Genomic DNA, 21,033 nt, shown 5'->3' with positions numbered 1-21,033 from the left:
CTGCTCATGGACTACCTCATTTCTGGATGGTGAATCTCCCATTGTTGAAAACGCTAGACCCGGAACGGCCGGCTTCGTGACCGTTTGCGCGAGTCATGTATTCGTCGAGAATCCCGGCGATCCGGATGATCGCCTCGTTCTCGGTCATCCCGAGGTGGTGCACGTCGACGTCGACATTCGAGATGTCGCCGCGGACGTAGGGCGCCCACCCGTCGTGACCGACCGCATCAGCGCGCCGATCGCGAACCGCGGTGAAGTACCGCAGGTCGACGTCGACGGCCGGTGGCTGCCAGTCACCCAGTGCCCGGAGCAGCATGTTGTATGTCTCGGTGAGGTTCTCGATGGACTCGGCGTCGATGCCGAGGCCGCTCCCGAGACGCTCGGCGATCTGTTCGGCCGCCTCTTCCGCGGTCGCGTCGGCACTGACGAAGTCGATGCCGAGAACCGGGCCGAGGTTGCTGATCAGTTCACCGGCCGTGATCGTCTGGATCGCGTCGGTGTCGACGGCGTCGGCCTCGGTGTCGAGCATCGCGAGCAGCGCGACCTCTTCGCCGGCGGCCCGCATCTCGGCGGCCACGGCGTGCGCGATGGTGCCGCCCAGCGACCACCCCATCAGGTGGTACGGCCCGTGCTGTTGCACCGTCCGGATCTCGTCGAAGTAGCGACGGGCGAGGCCGGACACCGTTGTGGGACCGTCCTTCTCGCCACCGATCTGCGGTGCCTGCAGACCGTACACCGGCCGTCCGGACGCGAGGTGCCGGCCGAGGGTGTGGTAGGCCCACGAGAGGCCGGATGCGGGATGGACGCAGAACAGCGGCGGCTTCTCCCCACCCGGTCGGATGGGCAGCAGGACGTCGAACCCGAGCGGCGGCAGCGCATCGAACTCCATCGACGCGTCGGCGCCTTCGCCGTTGCCCATCCAGTCCTCGATCCGCCGGGCCAGATCGGCCGGGCTCGAGGCGGAGAGCATCCACCGGACCGGGATGTCCATGTGCAGTTCGCTCTTCAGGTCGTTGACCACCTGCACCGACCTCAGCGAGTTGCCGCCGAGCTCGTAGAAGTCGTCGTCGACTCCCACCCGCTGCACGCCCAGGACGTGTTCGAAGGTGCGGACGATCTCACCTTCCAGCCACGTCGACGGTTCGCGGAACTCCGCGGTGTTCAGCGTCGGCTCGGGCAGTCGCTTGCGGTCGAGCTTGCCCGACGCGGTCAACGGGACCGTCTCCAGCACGAGTACCGCGGTCGGCATCATGTAGCCCGGCAGCTCCGTCGACGCGAAGGCCGTGACCTCCTCGGTGTCGAGCGATTCGGCGTCGCCGTTTGCCGGCACGAGGTACACCGCGAGGAACTCGACGGTCTCGGTCGAGGTGACCGTGGCGACCGCGCGGGCGACCTTCGGGTGTTCGGCGAACACCGCCTCGATCTCGCCGAGCTCGATGCGCAGACCGCGCAGCTTGACCTGGAAGTCGCTGCGGCCCAAATACTCGAGGTCACCGGTCGGGCGTCGACGCACGAGGTCGCCGGTGCGGTACATCCGCTCCCCCGGTGCGAACGGGTCGGCCACGAACCGTTCCGCGGTCAAGCCCGGCCGGCCGTGGTAGCCGCGGGCCACCTGCGTTCCCGACAGGTACAGGTCGCCGGTCACCCCCATGGGCACGGGCTGCAACCTCGAATCGAGGACGTAGGCCCGGGCGTTCCACACCGGCTTGCCCATCGGCACGGCACCGGTGTCGTCGGGACGGGCGGCGTACGCCGTGGCGTGCACCGTGAACTCCGTCGGGCCGTAGAGGTTGTGCAGTTCCACTCCCGGCAGCATCCGCCGCGCCGCGGCCACCACGTCCGGACCGAACGCCTCGCCCGCCACCAGCAGCGCCCGCAGCGAGTCCAGCGCAACGGTTCTCGCGGAGTCGGCGAACACCGCGAGCATCGACGGCACGAACGAGGTGATGGTCACGCGCTCACGGGCGATCGTGTCGGCGAGGTAGTCGGGGTCGGTGTGCCCGTCCGACCGTGCGATCACCAGTCGTGCTCCCACCACGAGGGTGGCAAAGAGCTCCCACACCGAGACGTCGAAGGTGGCGGGGGTCTTCTGGAGGACGACGTCCGCGACGTTCAGGTCGTATTCGTCGCTGATCCAGAGCACCTGGTTCACCACCGAACGATGCGACACCGCAACACCCTTCGGCCTGCCGGTGGACCCGGAGGTGAACAGCACGTAGGCGAGGTTCGCCGGGGTCAGCGGACCGAGCCGGTCCGCGTCGGACAGCGGCGCGTCGTCGAAGGCGTCGAGATCGACACCGTCGAGCGAGGCGAGGACCACCACCGGATCGGCGCACTCGAGCATGTAGTCGATCCGCTCGGCCGGGTGATCGGGGTCGACCGGCACGTAGGCGCCGCCGGCGGCGTGCACCGCGTACATCGCGGTGACCTGATCCAGCGAACGCCGCATCCGCAGCGCCACCAGCGAATCCGGACCGACCCCGCGGGAGACGAGCCACCTCGCCAACCGGTTGACGCGACCGGCGAATTCACCGTAGGTGAGGGTGACGTCGCCTGCCGTGATCGCGGGACTGTCGGCGAATCGGGTTGCCGAGTCCGCGAAGAGCGACGCCAGCGTGGCGGTGGGGTCGATGGCGTGAGCGGTCTCGTTGCACCGCACCAGGACCGCATCGCGTTCGTCGTCGTCGAGCAGGTCGACCTCGTGGACCAGGCGTGCCGGGTCCTGCGCGAGCGCGCTGAGCATCCGCACCAGGCGTTCACCGAAACCGACAACCGTCGACGCGTCGAACAGGTCGGTCGCGAAGGTGATCCCGCCGCGGAGTCCGGCCGGCGCGCCGCTCGCGTCGTAGGTGTCCGACACCGTGACCTGCAGGTCGAACAACGACATCCCGGTGTCGGGTTCGACGGCGGACACCGACAGCTCCGGCAGTTCGATGTCTGCCGAGGAGATGTTCTGGAACGCCAGCATCACCTGGAACAACGGGTTGTAGGCGTCGGACCGGACCGGGTTGAGCTCCTGCACGAGTCGCTCGAACGGGACGTCCGCGTGCCCGAAGGCCGCCAGATCGGTGTCCCGCACGTCGTCGATCAGTTCGCGCAACGTCATGTCCTGGCGCAACCGCGTGCGGAGGACCAGCGTGTTGACGAACATGCCGATCAGATCATCGAGTTCGCGTTCGCCGCGTCCGGCGTACGGGGTGCCGATCGCCACGTCGTCGGTGGCCGCGAGCCGCGCCAGCAGTGCGGCCAGCGCCGCATGGAAGACCATGAACAGCGTCGTGTTGTGGGCACGCGCGACCTGCTGCAGCGCCGCGTGCAGGTCGGCGTCCACGGTCAGCGGGACGTTGCCGCCGGTGTAGGACTGTGCCGGCGGCCGCGGGCGGTCGGCAGGCAGTTCCAGCAGAGCAGGCGCGTCGGCCAGTTGCTTTGTCCAGTAGTCGATCTGCGCGCGGAGCAGCGAGTCGGGGTCGTCGGTGGCACCGAGGACCACCCGCTGCCAGATCGCGTAGTCCGCGTACTGCACCGGCAGCGGTTCCCAGCCGGGTTCGCCACCGTTGGTGCGGGCCGCGTACGCGTTCATCAGGTCCCGGGCGAGCGGCGTCAACGACGAACCGTCGGCACCGATGTGGTGGATGACCACCGCGAGCACCCACTCGTCGTCGCCGAGCGAGAACAGCCTGATCCGTACCGGGACCTCCGACGTCACGTCGAAGGGCTGGGCCAGCAGCTGCGACATCGCCCGCGGCATCTCCGATTCGGGCACCGAGGTGACGACCACCGGGACGCGGTCGGCGGCCGGCGGCAGGATCACCTGCGTCGGTTCGGCATCGATGTACGGGTACACCGTGCGCAGGATCTCGTGGCGGTCGACGACGTCGCCGATCGCCGCCTGCAGAGCATCGACGTCGAGGTGCCCGGACAGCCGGACGACGATCGGGATGCTGTAGGCGGGCGAGTCGGGCTCGATCCGGCTGAGGAACCACATCCGCTGCTGCGCGTACGAGAGCGGGATGCGCTCCGGACGGTCCAGCGATCCGAGCGGGATCCGGCCGATGGCCGTGTGGGATTCGGCTCGGGCCGCCAGCTTCGACACGGTCGACGCCTCGAAGATCATCGACACCGGGACGTTGGTGCCCAACGCTGCGCCGATCCTCGAGACGACACGGGTGGCGGCGAGGCTGTTGCCGCCGAGGTCGAAGAAGTCGTCGTCAGCACCGACGCCGCCCTCGATCCCGAGAACGTCGGCGAACACACCGGCCACGATCTCCTCCACCGGGGACGCCGGGGCGCGGAAGCGACGGGTCGTGATGAGCGGCGCGGGAAGGGCCTTGCGGTCGAGCTTGCCGCTCGGCGTCAGCGGGATCTCATCGAGGACCATGACCGCCGCCGGGACCATGTAGGGCGGCAGCGAGTCCAGGAGCAGGGCCCGCAGCTTCTCGCCCGAGACGACCTCGCCGGGAGCCGGCACCACATAGGAGACCAGGCGCATGCCCACCCCGCTGTCGCGCCGCGGCACCGTGACCGCGAACGACACCCCGGGATGATCACCCAGCGCCGAGTCGATCTCGCCGAGCTCAACCCGGAATCCGTGGATCTTCACTTGGAAGTCATTGCGTCCCAGGAACTCCAACGATCCAGCCGCATTCCAGCGGACGACGTCGCCGGTACGGTACATCCGCTCGCCGGGCTCGCCGAAGGGATGGGCCACGTACCGCGACGCGGAGACACCGGGGCGGTTCAGGTACCCCCGGGCCAGCGCCGGACCGGCCAGGTACAGCTCACCGGCCACGCCGACCGGCACGGGCTGCATCCACGGGTCCAGGACCAGCGCCTGCATCCCGGCCAGCGGCGTGCCGATGGTCGACCGCTCCCCCGCGTCCAGCGGTTCGGTCGCGGTCGCGACGATCGTGGTCTCGGTGGGGCCATACAGCACCCGGAATCGGCGGGCCCGGGCCGGGTCGTCGCCCACCCAGCGGGTGATCAGATCGGTCGGCACCTCGTCACCGCCGGACATGACCTCGCGCAGGTCGTCGAGGCCCTCGGGATCGACCGACGCCAGCGCGGCGGGGGTCACGAACGCGTGGGTGACGCGCTGATCGCGGAGGAAGTCGCCGAGCTCGTTGCCGCCGCGGACGTCGGTGGGCGCCACCACGAGCGCCGAGGACGAACTGATCGACAACAGGATCTCGAGCAGGGAGGCGTCGAAGGACGGCGACGCGAAGTGCAGGACCCGGGAGATGGGACCGCTCTCGGGATCGACGAACAGCGAGGACAGGTAGTCGGCGACACCGGCGTGGCTGACCGCGACGCCCTTGGGCACGCCGGTCGATCCCGAGGTGAAGACCACCCAGGCCGTGTTCTCCGCACGTACCGGCCGGATGCGTTCGGCCTGCCCGATCTCGGCGTCGTCGAGCGCGTCGATGCGTTCGGCGTCGGCGGGATCGTCGACGACGACCCAGTCGATGGTCCCGGGCAGCCCGGCTCGGGCGCCGAGCGTCGTGATGCCCAGCGACGCGCCGGAATCGGTGACCATCTGGTCGATGCGGGCGGTCGGGTAGTGCGGGTCGACCGGAACGTAGGCGGCACCCGACTTGACCACGGCCCACCAGGCGATCACGGAGTCCAGGGACCTCTCGACCGCGACGGCCACCGGCCGCTCCGGCGCCGCGCCCAGTCGAATGAGATGGCGTGCCAGACGATTCGAACGACGGTCGAGTTCGGAGTAGGTCAGCTCGACGCCGCCGGCGATCACCGCAGATCCGCGCGGGTTGCGGCGGACTGCAGCGGCGAAGACCTCCGGCAGGAGCACCGGCGACGGTCCCTCGGCGACGAGACGCCGACGACCGACGCGCGACAGCAGGTCGGTACGTTCGGCGGCGTCGAGCCAATCGATCTCGCCGACCGGGGTCTCCGGATCGTCGACGATCGCCTCCAACATCCGGCACAGTCGCTTGACGAAGCCCTGGACTGTGGCCGGGTCGAACAGGTCGTTCGCGAACATCATCGCGCCCGAGATGCCCTGGGCAGTACCGTTTGCGCCGTACGAGTCGGCGACGACGAGCTGCAGGTCGAACTGGCAGACACCGGTGTCGGCCTGCGCCCGGGACACGGTCACCTCGGGCAGCACGACGTCGGTCTTCGAGAGGTTCTGGAAGGCCAGCGCCACCTGGAACAGCGGATGGTGTGCCGTCGAGCGCTGCGGATTCAGCTCTTCGACGATGCGCTCGAACGGGACGTCGCCGTGTTCGTAGGCGTGCAGGTCGGTGTCCCTGACCTGACCCAGCAGATCGACGAAGGACCGCTCACGGTCGAGCGGCGTGCGCAGGGCGAGGGTGTTCACGAACATCCCGACCAGCGGTTCGAGTCCGGGCTCACCGCGGCCGGCGACCGGGGTACCGATGACGATGTCGTCGCCACCGCTGAGGCGGCCGAGAAGCGTTGCGAGCGCGGCGTGCAGGACCATGAACAACGATGCGTTCCGCGAGCGTGCGAGTTCCATGAGGCGGTCGTGCAGCTGCGCGTCGATCTCCACCGGGACGTGGCCGCCGGACAGGCTCGCGACCGCGGGGCGCGGACGGTCGGTGGGCAGATCCAGGACATCCGGGATCTCTGCCAGCGTCGACCGCCAGTAGTCCAGCTGGGCGTGCATGAGGGACTGCGGATCGTCGGGCTCGCCGAGGACCCGACGCTGCCACAGTGCGTAGTCGGCGTACTGGACCTCGAGCGGTTCCCAGGCGGGTTCCTGTCCTTCCAGCCGGGCTGCGTAGGCGATCATGACATCGCGGGCCAGCGGCGCCATGGACTGCCCGTCCCCCGCGATGTGATGGACGACGAGGACCAGCAGGAATTCTCCGGCCTGGTCCAACCGGCCGCCGGCCGGCTTGCCGGGCTCGTCGATGCGCAGCAGGCCAACGCGAATCGGCACCCTGGTGGTCACGTCGAAACCGCGTCGGACGAACTCGGTCACCACCTCTTCGACCGCGCTCTCGGGCACGTACCGCACCTCGACGGCGGCCGCGACGTGGTCCAGCACCACCTGATGCGGTTCACCGGCGTCGTCGGGGTAGATCGTCCGCAACACCTCGTGCCGGCCGATCACGTCGGCGAGCGCGTCCTCGAGTGCCGCGATGTCGAGGCGTCCGGTCAGCTTCAGCAGGACCGGGATGTTGTAGGCGGGCGACTCCGGCTCCATGCGGTTGAGGAACCACATGCGCTGCTGTGCGAGCGACAGCGGAATCCGCTCCGGTCGAGGGCCGGCGACGAGCGGTGCGCGTTGCCCTTCCTGCAGCGATCCGGCGAGGCCGGCCAGGGCTGAGACGGTGGGCGCCTCGAACAGGGCACGGACCGGGACACGCACTCCCAGCGCCGAACCGACCCGCGCCGCCACCACCGAAGCACTCAGCGAATCGCCACCGAGGGCGAAGAAGTCGTCGTCGGCGCCGACCCGGTCGATCTCCAGGACCTCTTCGAAGGCGGTGGCCACCGCGGACTCCGCGGGGGTCGACGGTGCGCGGAATTCCGTTGCCGCGAACACCGGTTCGGGCAACCGGCCCCGGTCCAGCTTGCCGGTCGGGGTCCGCGGGACCTCGTCGAGGACGACGACCGCGGCCGGGACCATGTATGCGGGCAGGCTCTGCGAGAGGAAATCCCGCAGTTCGTTGCCGGACAGTTCCTCGCCCGGCGCGGCCACCACATAGGACACCAGCATCTGCGGCATCCCGTTGTCGCTGCGGGCGATGGTGACCGCGTAGGCGATGTCGGACCGGCCACCGAGGGCCGCGTCGATCTCCCCGATCTCGATGCGGGTGCCGCGGATCTTGACCTGGAAGTCGTTGCGTCCCAGATACTCCAGTTGATTGTCGGCGGCCCGCCGGACCAGGTCGCCGGTGCGGTACATCCGCTCACCGGCGTCGCCGAACGGGCACGCGACGAACCGGGCCGCGGTCGTCGTCGGCTTCCCGACGTAGCCGTCGGCCAGTCCGGGCCCGAAGAGGTAGAGCTCGCCGACGACGCCCTGGGGCACCGGGCGCATCCACGTGTCGAGCACGACTCCGGCGACCGGTCCGATCGTGCGGCCGATGGTCACCGGGCCGTGCGGATCGAGCGGTTCGCTCGCGGTGGCCCAGACGGTGATCTCGGTGGGGCCGTAGATGTTGATCATCTTGCGTCCCGGCGCCCACCGCGCGACCAGCTCCGGGCCGACGGCCTCACCGGCGGGAGCGAGCACGCGCAGCGTGTCGAGATCCGCCTCCGGCACGGTCGACAGTGCCGACGGGGTCACCACCGCGTGCGTCACGTGTTCGCGTCGGATCAGTTCGGCCAGTTCGGGACCGCCGTAGACGTCGGGTGGTGAGACCACCAGGCGGCCGCCGGCACCATGGGCCATGAGCAGCTCGAACACCGAGGCGTCGAAGCTCGGCGAGGCCACCTGGAGAACGCTCGCGGTGTCGTCGGCGAAGAGGACGCGGTGCTGCGCCTCGACGAGACGCGCGAGGCCGCGATGGCTCACGATCACGCCCTTGGGCATGCCGGTCGAACCGGACGTGTAGATGACGTAGGCCGTCTGACCGATCCGGATCGGACCACCGCGCTCGGCGTCGGTGATCGGTGCGTCCGATTCGGCGTCGAGCAGGCACGGGTGCCGTTCGTCGTCGAGTTCGAGCCACTCGATGCCGGGGGGCACGCCGGGACCGTCCAGGGTAGCGGTCCCGGCGTGCGTGAGACCCAGCCTGACATCGGCATCGGAGAGCAGGTATCCGATCCGTTCAGCAGGCAGGGTCGGGTCCACCGGCAGGAATGCCGCGCCCGTCTTGGCCACCGCCCAGATGGCGACGACCGCGTCGAGCGATCTCGGCAACACACAGGCGACCACATCTTGTGATCCGACTCCCCGGCGCAGGAGAAGTCTGGCCATTCGGTTCGACCGCTCGTCGAGCCAGCGGTACGACACCGACGCGCCGCACGTCACCGCGATGGCGTTCGGGTGGCGGGCAACGGAAGCGGCGAGGATGTCGGGCAGCGTCGCGGGCCGGAGGGTCCGCGGTGACGCGGGCAGATCCAGTTCGCCGCCGCCGTGCGCGAGCACGCCCACCCGGGTGTCCGGGTCGTCGGCGATCCGGGCCAGGCACTCGACGAAGAGGTCGAGGATCTCCCGTGCCCGGGTGGGGTCGAAGTCGCCGCGGCGGAAGCGCAACGTGATCGACAGCCCCGGTTCTCCGTCTCCGACATCGTTCTTCGGTGCGACGACGAGACTCAGCGGATACGGCGTGGCATCGACGCCGGTGATCCCGTCGACGCGGAGTCCCGCCGAGGACACGAGCTCCTGGAGGGTCGACTCGCGCAGCGGGAAGGACTGGAAGGCCAGCGCGGTGTCGAACATCTCCGACAGACCCACCGCCCGGTGGATGGCCGGGAGGCCCACGTAGTGATGGTCGAGCAGTTCGGCGTTGCTGTCCTGCGCACCGATCAGCAGGTCGCGCAGTGACGCCGTGGGATCGAGGCGGACCCGGACCGGGACGGTGTTCAGGAACATCCCGAGGGCGCGCTCGACACCCGGCAGCTCCGGCGGTCGCCCGGCGACGGCCGAGCCGAGGATCACGTCGGTCTCGCCGGTCAGCACGCGCAGGACGAGTGCCCATGCCGTCGACACCGCGGTGCCGACGGTGACCGCGGAATCAGCTGCGACGGAACGCAACCGCAAGTACTCCTGGGCCGGTAGCTCTGCACCGACCTCACCGGCCAGGTCGCCCGACATCGCCGGATCACGCCGGCTGACGCGGGTGGCCCCGTCGACGTCGGCGTAGGCCCGTGTCCATGCGGCGAGGGACGCCTCCTGGTCCTGCTGCGCCAGCCAGCGCAGGTAGTCGCGGTACGACGGTGCGGACCCGGCGTGCTCGATCCGCTCCGGTTCGCCGTAGAACTCGAGGAGTTCGCCGATGAGCAGCGGCATCGACCAGCCGTCGAGGATGACGTGGTGGTTGGTGATGTGCAGTTCGAACGCCTCGGCGGCGAGGCGGATGAGGGTGAACCGGATGAGCGACGGGATGCTGAGGTCGAAGCCTGCCTCCGCGTCCTGGACCGCGATGCGCTCGGCGTCCTCCCGGGCGCGGTCGGCGTCCCGGTCGGACAGGTCGATCTCGCGGAAGGCGACCTCGGCGTGGCCGACCACGACCTGGCGCGGGCCACGAGAGGTCTCGACGAAACCTGCACGCAGGATGTCGTGCCGATCGACCAGCGCCTGCGCGGCACGACGCAGCCGTGCCCCGTCGAGATGTCCGGACAACCGGATCGTCGACTGCACGGTGTAGTTGTCCGCCGTGTCGGGGTCGAGCGTGGAGTGGAAGTGGATGCCGGACTGCGTCGGCGACAGCGGCCAGATCTCGGTCAGCTCCGGGTATCGATGACGGAGGTTCTCCGCATCGGAGTCGCACACGTCGGCGAAGTCGTCGGCGGAGAGCACCTCGTGATCGTCGAGACGGGACTCGACCGCAGCGCCCGGCCGGACAACGTCGTCGTGCCCGGCGCCGTCCGGATCCACGAGAGCTGCCAGCGCGGCGACCGTCTTCGCCTCGAAGACCTGACGACCGGTGATGTTCAGTCCGGCCGCCTTGGCCAGGGCCACCAGTTGCATCGAGACGATGGAGTCGCCGCCGAGGGCGAAGAAGTTGTCATCGGCGGTCACCGTCTCGAGGTTCAGGGACTCGGCGAACAGTTGCGCGATGAGCTCCTCGGTGGGTGTCGAGGGCGCGCGACCGCCGGCACTCTCGGCGCGGAAGTCCCACGCGGGGAGAGCCTTCCGGTCGACCTTGCCGGTGCGGGTCACCGGCATCGCCGGCAGCTCGAGAATGGCGGTCGGAACCATATAGCGCGGCAGCGATTCCGCGAGATCGGCGCGTAGCGCGGAGACGTCGAGCTGCTCCCCCGGCGTGCCGACGACGTAGGACACGATGACCGGCTGACCGGTCGGCCCCGGCTGGACCAGGGTGACGGCCTGGGCCACGGCGTCGTGCCGTGCGAGATGGGCGTCGATGTCCCCGGTCTCGATCCGCAGACCGTGGATCTTGACCTGCTGGTCGTTGCGTCCCAGGTAGTCCAGTTCGAGTCCGTCGCGTCCGCGAATCCATCGCACCTGATCACCGGTGCGGTAGATGCGTTCGCCGCTCGCCGACCGCGGGTCGGCGACGAACCGGGAGGCGGTGAGGCCGGGCCGGTCGAAGTACCCGCGGGCCAGACCCGGTCCGCCCAGGTAGAGTTCGCCGGCCACGCCGACCGGGACCGGACGCAGCCACGCGTCGAGCACCACCGCGGACACTCCGCGGACCGGTTCGCCGATGGTCACCGGCTCCCCGGGCTGAAGGTCGTCGGCTGCGGTGCCCCAGATGGTGGTCTCGGTGGGTCCGTAGTGGTTCATCAACCGGCGGCCGGGTGCCCAGCGGTTCACGATGTCCGCGCCGGTGGCCTCGCCGACCACCGCGATCGTCGCCAGCGACGGCACCCGTGCGGGGTCCATCGTGTTGAGCGCGGTCGGCGTGATGATCGCGTGCGAAACCTGTTCCGCGCGAACCAGTTCCTCGAGGTCGACGCCACCGTAGACATCCTGGGGGGCGACCACGAGGCAGGCCCCGTTGCCATGGGCGAGCAGGACCTCGGAGACACAGGCGTCGAAGCCCGGGGAGGCCACCTGCAGGACTGCCGAACCCGACTGCACACCGAAGTACTCGGCCAGTGCGGTGACCCGGTCTCGCAGCCCCCGATGGGCGATGTGGACCGCCTTCGGCCGTCCGGTCGACCCGGAGGTGAAGATCAGGTACGCACTGCTGTCGGCCTCCACCGGGGTCGTCGGCCGGTCCGCCGTCGCCCCTTCGTCATCCGACCGGCCGGCGGCGTCGAGGACGAGCCAGTCGACGGAATCCGGCAGGTTCTTCGTGACCTCCTCGACCGTCACCCCGAGCGCGCACCGCGAGTCGGCCAGCAGCTCGGCCAGCCGGTAGGCGGGGTTGCCCGGATCGAGGGCGACGAATGCCGCACCCGACTTCGCGATCGCCCACATCGCGACGATGAGTTCGACCGACCGCGGGACGGCCAGCGCGACGAAGCGCTCGGGGCCGGCGCCACGACGGACGAGTTCGCCGGCGACACGATCGGCCCGTTCGTCGAGCTCACGGAAGGTCAGGGTGTCCCCGCCCGACCGCACGGCGGGGGCGTCCGGATACCGGCGTGCGGTGTCGGACAGGATGCCCCGGAGCGTCCGCGGTGTCATGGCCGGCGGACCCTCGACGCGAGCCAGTTCCGCCCATTCGGTGTCCCAGCACGGGGCGACCGTCGCGACCTTCCGGCCCGGGTCCGCCGCGATCTGACCCAGCAGCATCGCGAAGCGCTCGAGCAGCAGTCCGGCGGACTGGGCGTCGAGACGATCGGAGGCGTACTTCAGGATCAGCTCGTAGTGTCCCGGCTCGCTTCCGGCCCGCGAGGGCCGCGGCGGCGTGACCTGAAGGCTGACCGGATACGGCGTCGCATCGTGGGCGACGATGCCCTTCCACTGCAGCCCGGCATCCGCGAGCGCACCCGCCACACCCTCGGCGTCGATGGGATAGGACTCCAGAACCGTTGCGGTGTCGAAGATGTCGGCCATCCTCGCGGCCCGCTGGAGTTCGGCGAGACCGATGTTGCGGTGGTCGAGCATGGCGGCCTGCTCCGCCTGTGCCCGCGTGAGCAGCTCGGTGACGGTCTCGTCGGGATCGAGCCGGACCCGCACCGGCAGGGTGTTGATGAACAGACCGATCATCCGCTCGATCCCCGCGATGTGCGCCGGGCGATCGGAGACCGTGTTGCCGAACACCACGTCCGACCGGCCGGTCATGGTGGAGAGCAGCAGCGCCCAGGCCACCTGGATGGCGGTGTTGGGGGTGACGCCGTGGGCGCGACCGAGTCCGAGGACCGCGTCGGTGGTCGCGGCGTCGAGATCGAGGTCGACCTGTGCGACCTCGGCGGTGGCGACCCGCTCCGGGTTGCCGGTGAGCCGGGTCGGGCTCTCGATGTCGGCCAGCATCTCCTCCCAGGCCTCGACCGTCGCGTCGTGGTCCTGGGAATCCAGCCACTGCAGGTAGTCCCGGAAGGACCGCGGTGTGGGCAGCCCGGCCGCGGCGCCGTCCGTCGAGTCGGTGATGTAGAGCGCCAGCAGCTCCTGGACGACCAGCGGCATCGACCAGCCGTCGAGCACGATGTGGTGGTTGGTCAGCAGGAGCATGAACTCGTCGTCGTCGACGCGGATGAGGTGGAACCGCATCAGCGGCGGCCGCGTCAGGTCGAAGGGGGTCGCCGACTCGGTGATCAGCCGGCGCAACTCGCGGTGCCGCTCCTCGGGATCGGCGATGCCGGTCAGGTCGGAGTCCGTCCAGTCGACGGCCACGTCACGCAGCAAGAGCTGACGCGGACCGGCCGCGGTCTCCACGAACGCGACCCGCAGGCTGTCGTGACGGTCGATGAGCGCCTGTGCGGCGCGCCGCATCCGCTCCGCTCGCAGCGATCCGCCGAGGGTCAGTTCGGCCTGCACGACGTAGCCGTCGGCGCCGCTGACACCGCCCGCGGCGTTGGTGTCGATGCCGTCGTAGGTGGCGTGGAACAGGAGTCCGGCCTGCAGTGCCGTCAGCGGCCAGACGTCGACCATCGACGGGTGATCGCGCAGCCAACCGTCGATCTCGTCCTGCGTGGTCTGCACGAGCGGGAAGTCCGACGGGGTGTACCCGCCGGCGTCGTCGGCCCGGGCATGGCGGGCGAGCGCCTCGAGGGCCTGCACCCACAGCTGCGACAGTTCTTCGACCTCGCCGCTGTCGAGCACCAGCGAGGCGAACTCCCACACCGCGTCGAGTTCGAGTCCGTCCGGGCCCGGCTCGGCGATCGCGTTGATGTCCAGGACGGCCGGGAGGGCCATCCACGGATCGGCGGTGCCCGCCAGCGCGTCGAACTCACGCGACGGCGTCCACGGTCCGAAGACGTCGCGGGTACCCGCGCGGCCCAGGTAGTTGAAGCTGATCTGCGGTTCGGGACGGTTCTGGAGTTCATTGCAGCCGACCGGGTCCAGGTGCCGGACCATGCCGTAGCCGATGCCGTTGTCGGGCACCGCGCGCAGGAACTCCTTGACCCGCTTGATCGCCGTACCGGCCGCCGCCCCGCCGGCGAAGGCGTCGTCGAGGTCGATGTCGTCGACGTCCAACCGGACGGGGAACCGAGAGGTGAACCAGCCGACCGTGGCGGTCAGATCGGCGCCGGGGACGGCCGACTCCTCGCGGCCGTGTCCTTCGAGCGCGATCAGTTCGCCGCCCGGAGCCTCGCCGTGCAGCGACCGCCAACGGGCGAGCGCGAGTCCCAGGGCCGCCAGCAGCGGGTCGTTGGGGCTGCCGTGGAACCGGCCGGGGATCGTCGTGACGATGGTCTCGGTGACGTCGGCGGGGATGCGCATGCGCACGCGTCCCGCCGTGGCGGTGATGTCCCGGTCGGGGTCGAGTGCGCGTGCGCCGAGCGGACGGTCGCCGGCCGCGAGGGTGTTCGACCAGAGGTCGAGCTCGGCGGCGGTACGGCCGGAGGACCGCTCGACCAGGCCGTGGACCCAGCGGCGCACGGAGGTCGTGGGCGTGCTGAGCTGCGGGTCACCGCCGGCGGCGATCTGACCGTGGGCGACCGCGAGGTCGCTCAGCAGGATGCGCCAGGACACGCCGTCGACGGCGAGGTGGTGGATGACCAGCCACAGCAGATCCGGCTTCGTGCCGTTGCGGTCCCGCAGCCAGACGAAGCGCGTGAGCAGCCCGGCGCGCGGGTCCAGCAGATCGGCGGCCGCCTGCAGTTGCTGGTCGATCTCGTCGGCGTCGCGACGTTCGAGCCACACCTCGGTCAGCGTCTCCTCGACGTCGACCGAACCGTGCTCCCGGACCTCGACGAAGCCCTCGCCCGCGTGGTCGTCGCGCAGGACCGCGCGCAGGATGTCGTGGCGGTCGACGAGCGCACCCAGGGCGCGCACGAGGTCGGCGCGGCGGAGGTCGTCGGGGAGTTCGATCAGCGCGGCCTGCGCGAAGCGGTCGATGTGTCCCCGCTCGAGCATCGCGTGCATGATCGGCGCCAGCGGGAACGAACCCACGCCGGCGCCGGGGAGCTCGTGCAGCGTGTCGTCGGTCGACGCCTCGGTCGCCCGGACCGCGAGAGCCGCGACGGTCTTGCACTCGAACACGTCCTGGGTCGAGAACGCCAGTCCGGCGGCCTTGGCCCGGCCCACGAGTTCGATCGAGGAGATGCTGTCGCCGCCGAGAACGAAGAAGCTGTCGTCGGCACCGACCTCGTCGACACCGAGGACCTCGGAGAACAGCTGTGCCAGCCGGTATTCCGCGGGCGTCGACGGCGGCCGTCCGGTGCGGGCGGCCGCAAAGACCGGAGCGGGCAACGCCTTGCGGTCGACCTTGCCGAACGCGTTGAGCGGCAACGCGTCGAGCGTGGTGATCACCGCCGGGACCATGTGCGGCGGAAGCGATTCGCGGGCGAACCGGCCCAGCTCGGGCACATCGATCCGATGGTCGCGGACCGGCGACACGTAGGAGGCGAGAACGGTCGCGCCGGCGTTGTTGCGGACCGGCACCGTGATCGACGCCTCGACGTCGGGGTGGCCGATGAGAGCCGCGTCGATCTCGCCGGGCTCGATCCGGTAGCCACGGATCTTCAGCTGGAAGTCGGTGCGACCCAGCAGTTCCAGCGACAGTGCGGAGGGCTTCCCCACCCAGCGCGCGAGATCGCCGGTGCGGTACATCCGCTCACCGGGTTCACCGTGGGGGTTGGCGACGAACCGGCCGGCGGTCTGGCCGAACAGGTTCGCGTAACCGCGTGCGAGACCCGGCCCCGCCAGATACAGCTCCCCCGCGGTACCGATCGGGACCGGCTGCAGTGCACGGTCGAGGATCATCATCGACGCACCGCGTACCGGCCGGCCGACGGTCAGGTCCTCGGCGGGGTCGATGACACCGCTGGCCGCGGTGATTGTCGCCTCGGTGGGTCCGTACTCGTTGATCATCCGCGCACACCGCGTCCAGCGTTCGACGATGCGCGGCGCGGTCTTGTCACCGCCGACCATGACCGCCCGCAGGTCGGTCAGGGCTTCCGGCTCGACGGTCGCCAGCATCGCCGGTGTCAGCGTCAGGTGGGTGACACCCTCGTCGGCCAGCAATCGGGTGAGCCGCTCCCCGCCGATCACGTCCGGCGGCACGACGATCAGTGCGGAACCGTTCGCGAAGCAGGTCAGCAGCTGTTCCATCGACGCATCGAAGCTCGGTGAAAGGGCGTAGGACACCCGTGATCCCGAGTCGAGACCATAGACCTCGGACCGATCGGAGATGAGGTTCGCGAGCCCGTTGTGCGTGACCTGGACGCCCTTCGGGACACCGGTCGAACCCGAGGTGTAGGTCATGTACGCGACGTTGTCCGCACGCAGCGGGCGGATGCGGTCGCGGTCGGTGATCACCTCGTCCGGGGCGAGGGCGGCCCCCTCCCCGAGACCGCCCTCGCCGTCGACGAGCACCGTGGGCATCGACTCCGGGAGTCGGTCGGTGAACTCGTCGGCTGTGATCGCCACGTCGGCGCCGCTGTCGGCGACGATGTGCTCGATACGCTTGCGTGGGTAGTCCGGGTCCAGCTGGACGATGGCAGCCCCAGACTTCGCAACCGCCCACGCGGCGGTGACGGACTCGGCGGACCGTCTGAGAAGAATCGCGACCGACGTGTCGGGCCCGCAGCCCATGTCGATCAGGCGGCGTGCCATCCGCGACGAGACGCCGTCGAGTTCCCGGTACGTCAGCCGGCGACCGGCCGACGAGATCGCGACGCGGTCGCCATGACGGGCCACACTGTCGGCGAGGATGTCCGGGAGAAGTCGCGGCGCAACACCTTCCGAACCGTGTACGGGCAGGAGAGCCCTCCGCTCGTCCTCGTCGAGCAGCTCGAGCAGACCCACCTGATCGTCCGAGCCGCCTACCAGGAACTCGTGCAGGAACATCAGGAACCGACGGTGATGATCGGCGAGCTCGGCGGGCGTGTAGACGTTCGGGTTGCCCTGGAAGTCGATGTGCGTGCTGTCGTGTCCCGCACCGGGATAGATGTTGACGAACAGGTCGGAGGTCGGGCCGGATGTCAGCACGTGCAGGCGACCCGCCACGTCGCCGAACACGACCTCGCTGTCGATCATCATCAGGTTCACGGCCGGACCGAACGACGACGCCTCGTCGCGCGCGATCCCCATGTCGCGGAAGATGTCCTCCTGGCGGTAGCGCTGCCGCCGGAGGGCACTCAACAGCTCACCCTTCACCGCGGTGACGACCTCGTCGAGCGTGCGGCCCGCGACCGGGACGCGCAGCGGCACGACGTTCGCCACCATGCCGCCGGAGCGGCGCAGAACTGCCGAGTGCCGGCCCGAGACCGGCAGGCTCAGGAGGACTTCCGGGCTCCCGGTCATCCGGGCGAGGTAGACGGCGAAGGCCGCGACGATCACCGGGGTGACACCGCCGTCGTGCGACGCGTCGTCGAGCAGACGCGCGGTCTCCTCCGGCAGCGGCGTGGACACGAGCGTCGGGTGCAGCGTGGGCTTGCCGAGCCGGCCGGCGAGACTGACCACCGGAGGGGCGCCTTCGAGGTGTTCGCTCCAGTACTTCCGGTCGTTCTCGTAGCGGGTCGACCCGGGGTAGGACGCGTCCTGCTCGATGATGTCGGCGAGATCGCTTGCCTTGCAGGGTGGTGGCTCTTCACCGCGGATTCCGGCGTTGTACCGCTCGGTGATCCGCCGGACCATCGTGACCGCACCGAATCCGTCGAGCGCGATGTGGTGGGCGCGCAGATACCAGAGGTAGTGGTTCGTCCCGACCCGATAGACGACGCTCGTCATGAGGTGGTCGACGAGAAGGTCCAGCGGCCGCGAATAGTCCTCGGTCATCAGGCGATGCGCGGTCCCGATCGGGTCGGGATCCTCACGCAGGTCCACGGTGTACACCGGGGCGCCGTACGCCTCGTCGACGTACTGCCGCGGCTCGCCGTCGACCTCGATCAGCCGCAGGTATCCGGAACCGAACTCTCTTCCGGTCGCCCGTGCGGCGTCCTCGAGCACGTCGGTGTCGAGGTCGCCCTCGATCTCGACATACTGCGCCACCGAGATCGGCAGGTCACCTGCCACGTGCTGCGCGAACCAGATGCCCCGCTGCGCCGCGGACAGCGGCAACGTGCCGACCCGTGACCGAGAACCCGACTGGTCGTCGAAGGTTGACTCGAAATTTCTCTCTGAGATGGTCACGCGGCCTCCCCATGCGTCCTCATCGACTGCGTCCACCGGGCCTGGGGGCATAACCCGGACGGAATCGTCAGACCACAAATTGCTCGTCTCGCGCCTGAAGCGAGAATGGGCAATGCAGCCCCCCTGGATAGTTGTCGCCCCGCCGACAAGAACTGACCGTACTCTCGCGAAACTTTCCGCCACAACGATTTCCGAGAAGCTAGATCAGTCGTACGACCCCGGAGAGAAAGGTCTCGGAATGATGACATTCGGCAATTGGTCCGATCGGATGACATTCGTCGGACCGAGTGTTTTTCCCGAATATCTCTGCATCTCGCGTGCTACCGAAGCAGATTCGGATCCAGATTCACATCCGCCCCGGTATGGTGCCGAATCTGTATGCACCGGTACACTTTTCGGTACATTCACGAACCAGGATAAGTCTCTCAAATCGCCCATAGTACCCAAACCGCGATTTAATTAGATTGAGTAGCTAATGGGTATGGAGAATCCAGCTAACGGCGCCGTGACCTTTTCGAGATTCGAGCTACACCTTCATTCCCGAACGGCCCAGATGGTCTCGATTCGGGGGTTGTCGTTCCAGGAAACGACAAAGCATCAAGAGATCCTCTCGAGATGGCAAACACATTGTTTCGTTGCCGCGGAGGCCATTTGTCACTTTCGTAGGGACCTTTGTCACTCGGAAGGGGACGTTGGTCACGGGCACCACTGCGCGTCGAGTTGATTCCGCCGGCGCGGATTCCGCCCGCGTCGTCGTCGGATCGGTTCCGCGGACCGTCCTTCTCCTGCCCCGCCGGGACCGGTCCGGACGGCATCACCCGCGGGCGGTGATGGCTGGCGCGCCGTCGATCGGTGACGCGACAACCCGATTAGGGTGTGTTCATGGCAGGGCGCAGCATGGACTTCGATCCCATCGCCGAGGCACGGGACAACTGGACCGAGGCCGGGTGGGGCGACGTCGCCGACGGCATGGTCGCGGTGACCTCGGTGATGCGTGCCCATCAGATCCTGCTGGCCCGCGTCGAGGCCACGTTGCGCCCCTTCGATCTGAGCTTCTCCCGATTCGAACTTCTCCGGCTGCTCGCGTTCTCGCGCCAGGGCGCACTCCCGATCACCAAGGCGAGCGACCGACTCCAGGTCCACGTCACCAGCGTCACCCACGCGATCCGTCGCCTCGAGGAGGGCGGCCTCGTCCGCCGCGTCCCCCACCCCACCGACGGTCGCACCACCCTCGTCGAGATCACCGACCTAGGCCGCTCCACCGTCGAAGACGCCACCAAGACCCTCAACGAGAAGGTCTTCGCCGACGTCGGCATGACCGACGACGAGATGGCCGGCCTCGTCGGGGCCATCCAGTCACTGCGGAAGCACAACGGCGACTTCTGAGTCCGATCCGTTGCGGTTTGTCGCGGAAAGCGGGACAAAACGCAACGTCGTCACGACGCGGCTCGCAGTAGAGCACTCCGAACCGCCTCGACGACGTGCTCTGGCCGTTCGGTCAGGTCCGCCCATGTGAAGTTCAGGACTGTCCACCCGTCGGCCACGAGCGCATTGCGCTTGGTCCGGTCCCGCTGGAATGTGTCGGCGTCGCGGTGGAAGGCGAAGCCGTCGATCTCGACGGCGAGCCTGGACCGGAGGAACACGAAGTCGAGCAGGTACCCGCACACCGGGACATTGGCCGTCCAGCCGTCGATGTCCGCGTCGCGAAACAGCAGTGCGGTTCGCCGTTCTGCCTCGGATCTCGTTCCGTCCTCGAGTTGATCCAGATACCGGGACACCGGCCCCGCTCCCCGTCGGTTTGGGTACCGCTCATGTGCGGACCGGAGGTCCGCGAGCGTCAGGTCCTTGGAGAGCAGCGCTGAATCGAGGACGCCGATGCCGAGAACACCTGCCGCGTCCAGAACGGACAGTGCGGGCGTGGTGATGCGGAGGTCGTCGACCACGGTCACGTCTTCGTCGGCGAGGTCACGGTGCCGGACGACGGCGGTCGCCGAGGATCTCGCATGCCGACCGTGACGTCCGGTGAACACATGGTGCTTGGCGGGCTCCTTGAGATGCAGTCGGTGCCACCAGCACGCCGCGACGCCGCCGAGCACCGCGTCCTCTCCGACCGAGAGCACCGCGATCCGGGCCTGCGCCCGTGCCGAACGAAGGTGCCCTGACACCAGGTAGACAGAAGGAGCGACCGCGGTCCACTCCCCCGAGGCCCTGCGTCGACTGACAGCGGACCGGCTCAACCCGGCGGCCTGCGCCTGCGACGTTGTCAGCACGCCGTCCTGTCGGATGATGAGCTCGTTGAGATCGACCACGAAAGTTCGACGCAGCGCGCTGCACCTAGGTTCCATCCGTCAGAACGCAAAAAGATCCCGTTGCGTTCTGTCCCGCAAACCGGGACAGAACGCAACGGGATCTCAGGAGCCGTACGGCAGGTACTGCGACCTAATGCAGCGAGGTGATGATCGCGCTGAAATCGAGGTCTCCGTGCTGCTCGGCGAAGCCGCGGTACAGCTGTGCGGCGTGGGAACCGAGCGGGGCGCGGGAACCGGTGCTGGCGACGGCGTCCATCGCGAGGCCGAGGTCCTTGTTCATCAGTGCGGTGGCGAACCCCGGCTTGAAGTCGTTGTTCGCCGGCGAGGTCGGGACCGGGCCCGGGACCGGGCAGTTGGTCTCGATGGCCCAGCAGTTGCCGGTGGCGCCGGTGACGACGTCGTAGAGCGCCT

4 protein-coding genes are annotated in these 21,033 nt (G+C 69.0%); 1 reads left to right on the top strand and 3 read right to left on the bottom strand.

Features of this window, described 5'->3' with window-relative positions:
- Window positions 1-16: 16 nt before the first annotated feature.
- Window positions 17-18,313: an amino acid adenylation domain-containing protein gene (locus LQD00_RS16430; protein ID WP_232718221.1), complete on the bottom strand. Its 18,297-nt coding sequence runs from the start codon at window positions 18,311-18,313 to the stop codon at window positions 17-19.
- Between the two features lie 882 nt (window positions 18,314-19,195).
- Here LQD00_RS16430 and LQD00_RS16425 point away from each other — a divergent pair.
- A complete protein-coding gene (locus LQD00_RS16425; protein ID WP_005201490.1) occupies window positions 19,196-19,699 on the top strand; it encodes a MarR family transcriptional regulator in 504 nt (167 codons plus the stop codon).
- Between the two features lie 50 nt (window positions 19,700-19,749).
- On the opposite strand, the gene LQD00_RS16420 is transcribed toward LQD00_RS16425, so the two are convergent.
- Both LQD00_RS16420 and LQD00_RS16415 read right to left on the bottom strand, forming a co-directional pair.
- Window positions 19,750-20,622, bottom strand: a complete 873-nt coding sequence (locus tag LQD00_RS16420; protein ID WP_232718220.1) for a type IV toxin-antitoxin system AbiEi family antitoxin domain-containing protein — start codon at window positions 20,620-20,622, stop codon at window positions 19,750-19,752.
- A gap of 130 nt (window positions 20,623-20,752) precedes the next feature.
- Window positions 20,753-21,033: NAD-binding protein (locus LQD00_RS16415; protein WP_232718219.1), on the bottom strand; the 281-nt coding region annotated here is incomplete at its 5' end.

Origin of the sequence: Gordonia metallireducens (genome assembly GCF_021245825.1) — a bacterium.
In the GTDB taxonomy this organism is placed as follows: Bacteria; Actinomycetota; Actinomycetes; order Mycobacteriales; family Mycobacteriaceae; genus Gordonia; species Gordonia namibiensis.
Note: the sequence above shows the minus strand (reverse complement) of the source record. Positions and strands in the feature narration are given on the sequence as shown.

Bases quoted from the DNA above. Each gene is read 5' to 3' on its own strand.
- LQD00_RS16425 (WP_005201490.1), top strand. From the start codon at position 19,196: ATGGCAGGGCGCAGCATGGACTTCGATCCCATCGCCGAGGCACGGGAC.